The organism is Haladaptatus sp. (assembly GCF_049589095.1).
In the GTDB taxonomy this organism is placed as follows: domain Archaea; phylum Halobacteriota; class Halobacteria; order Halobacteriales; family Haladaptataceae; genus Haladaptatus.
On sequence record NZ_JBAWAC010000673.1, the window covers coordinates 1 to 2,431 of the forward strand.

The following is a 2,431-nucleotide window of genomic DNA, read 5'->3' on the forward strand; positions in this document are numbered from 1 at the left end:
GACGAGCAGTTCGGCTTCCGCCGACTCGTAGCCGAACAGGTGGTGTTTTCGATACACCGCTTTCCGACGGCCGTCACGGTCGAAGAAGACGGACGTGTTCGAAAGCCCCTCCTCGGCGGGAGTCTCGCCGTCCGTCAGCGAAAGGTCCTCCACGATGCTCCCCGCGAGCACCGCGATGTCGCGCTCGTCGGCGAGATCGCTGATGCGTGTGAGCGTCGGCCCGGTGAGCGATTCGGCGTTTCGCTGGTACGTCTCGAAGGCGAAATAGCCGACGTTGAAAATTTCGGGAAGCGCGACGAGGTCGGCACCGCGCGCGGCCGCTGATTCGATGGCGTCCGTCGCTCGGTCGACGTTCGCCGCCACGTCACCCCCTTCGACGGCGATCTGTGCGAGTGCGAGTTTCACGAGACGACACCGACCTCGTTCCGAAGTGCGCGTTCCAAGTTCGTCAACTCGTCGTCGAGGTGTTTCTTGAAATAGCGTTCGATGCCGGGAACCTTTCCCTCGACGACGAACCGATTGTGGAGTTGACTACCGTCCTCCGTTTCCTCGATTTCGTGTTCACCCGTCACGCGCATCGCCGACGACTTGCCGACGAACTTTACGTACCGTGGTTTCTCACGCTTCACGTCCTCGGTCTCGACGGGGACCGTTCGGTTCACGAACGGGATCGGGAGTTCGATGTGCCACGTCGCTCGCTTGCCGTCGCCTTTCAGGTCGTAGTCCGAAACCACACTGATGGCCTTCGCTCGGTATTCCGGCTCGGCGATGAACCCCCACACATCCTCGGGCGGAACCGGCAGGTCGAAGGTCCGCTCTACCCGGACAGTCATACGACTAGATTAGGCTGTAGCGGTAAAAAGCCAGCCACTTAACTCGGACTTACTTTCCACGTCGTGGAACGTGCACGCCCCCACTTCTCGATGTCCACGTCCTCGGATTTCTCTGCGAGGCGTGGAAGTCGGGAGCCGACTTGCTTGGACGAAAGTCCGAGATGCTTGGCGATGTTCTTTGCGCGGAAGTAGCGTTCACCACCAGCCACGCTTTCGCGCAGGAATTCGAGGATTCGCTGTTCCTCGTTGCTGAACTCAGTCATCCTCGGAACCCACTACGCGCCTGACAGCCTTAACCATTATCCTCCGCGAAACAAGTGTCTATTTCCTGCCACCGTCAGTAGAGGTGGATCGCGGCGATCGCGAGCACACCCGCGGTCACTGCTGCCCCAAAGCCCCACGCAGCAGTGACGGTCCCAGGGGTAAGGAAGCTTAGCGCTGCACTAGCAATCGCAAGGAAAATGAACACGACGGAGAGGCCGATTCCCATATCAGTCGTAACCGACTGTGATCCTGCCATGCGTTGGTCTCTTTGTGGTGCGGACTTAGTTCATTCTACTCGGAACAACGACGGGAGACCGACGACATCGATTCGGGAGTTTTTTCCCGTCACTCCGTAGGAACTCTCATATGGTTGGTGAAAGGCTCAAGCGAATCTTACCTATCGGAAAGCGAGGATTTCTCGGAATCCTACTCGTCGTCGTACTCCTCGGAGCAGGCGTACTGTACGGTGTTCTCGGCGTCCCACACGTTGTCGGCGTGGACAATGAGTTCGGAAGAGTGACAAATAAAAATGCTGATATACAAACCGCTCTCGTCGTCGCAAACCCGAATCCCGTCGATCTCAAGGCCGGCAACACGTCGGTGAACTACACCGTCGAAATGAACGGTGTGACGATGGCGAACGGCAGTCAATCGAACCTCCATCTCGAAAAGGGGAACACGACGTTACGATTCTCGACGGAGATGCGAAACGACAAAATCCCCGAGTGGTGGGTAACTCACATCCGAAACGGCGAACACACGACGCTTCGGATCCACTCGAAGGTCCACTCCTCGCTCGTAAAGAAGTCGGTGGACGTCCCGTACAGCAATGATATCGACACGGACATCATCAGTGGGTTCAACTCCACGACGACGCGTCCGATAAACGCCAGCATGCCGTTCGTCTCTGACCCCGTCCTCTACGTGAACGAGACGAGCGCGAACTGGGGAGCGGTGACGCGTTCGAAGACGCCGATTCGGATGCGAATGCGGGTGTACAATCCGAAATCCGTGACGTACACGATAAGCGAAATCGGGTACGAGATGACGATGAACGGTATCGCCGTCGGAAACGGAACGACCGAGCACCCGTACGCGATTCCCGGAAAATCGGAGAAGACGCTCCGCATGCGAACCATCATCCAGAACGACCGGTTGGACGATTGGTGGGTCAGCCACCTCCGTAACGGCCAACGGACGGACCTGAAGATCAGGTTTTACGCGAAAATCGAACTGCCGAGCGGCAAGACTGTTCGTGTGCCACTCCGGCAACTCACCTACGAAAAGCAGATCCAGACCCACATCTTCGAGAACGATTCCGCCGAAGGGACGCT

Annotated in this window: 5 protein-coding genes; 1 reads left to right on the plus strand and 4 read right to left on the minus strand. The window is 57.8% G+C overall.

Going from position 1 to position 2,431, the window contains the following annotated elements; translation table 11 throughout:
* From WBV42_RS21040 to WBV42_RS21055, 4 genes are all read right to left on the minus strand, one after another.
* Nucleotides 1-405 (minus strand): nitrilase-related carbon-nitrogen hydrolase (locus tag WBV42_RS21040; RefSeq protein WP_423987774.1); only part of this gene is annotated, 405 nt, incomplete at its 3' end.
* Nucleotides 402-833 carry an SRPBCC family protein gene (locus WBV42_RS21045; RefSeq protein ID WP_423987775.1) on the minus strand — a complete coding sequence of 144 codons (432 nt, stop codon included), beginning with the start codon at nucleotides 831-833 and terminating at the stop codon, nucleotides 402-404. The genes WBV42_RS21045 and WBV42_RS21040, both read right to left, overlap by 4 nt.
* Nucleotides 834-871: 38 nt before the next feature.
* Complete coding sequence (locus WBV42_RS21050) at nucleotides 872-1,096, minus strand: DUF7123 family protein (protein ID WP_007977383.1); 225 nt, start codon at nucleotides 1,094-1,096, stop codon at nucleotides 872-874.
* Between the two features lie 74 nt (nucleotides 1,097-1,170).
* The gene (locus WBV42_RS21055) at nucleotides 1,171-1,353 is read right to left on the minus strand and encodes a DUF7525 family protein (protein ID WP_423987776.1); all 183 of its coding nucleotides are present in this window, start codon (nucleotides 1,351-1,353) and stop codon (nucleotides 1,171-1,173) included.
* A gap of 110 nt (nucleotides 1,354-1,463) precedes the next feature.
* Between WBV42_RS21055 and WBV42_RS21060 the strand changes: the two genes are divergently transcribed.
* Nucleotides 1,464-2,431: LEA type 2 family protein (locus tag WBV42_RS21060; RefSeq protein ID WP_423987777.1), on the plus strand; the 968-nt coding region annotated here is incomplete at its 3' end.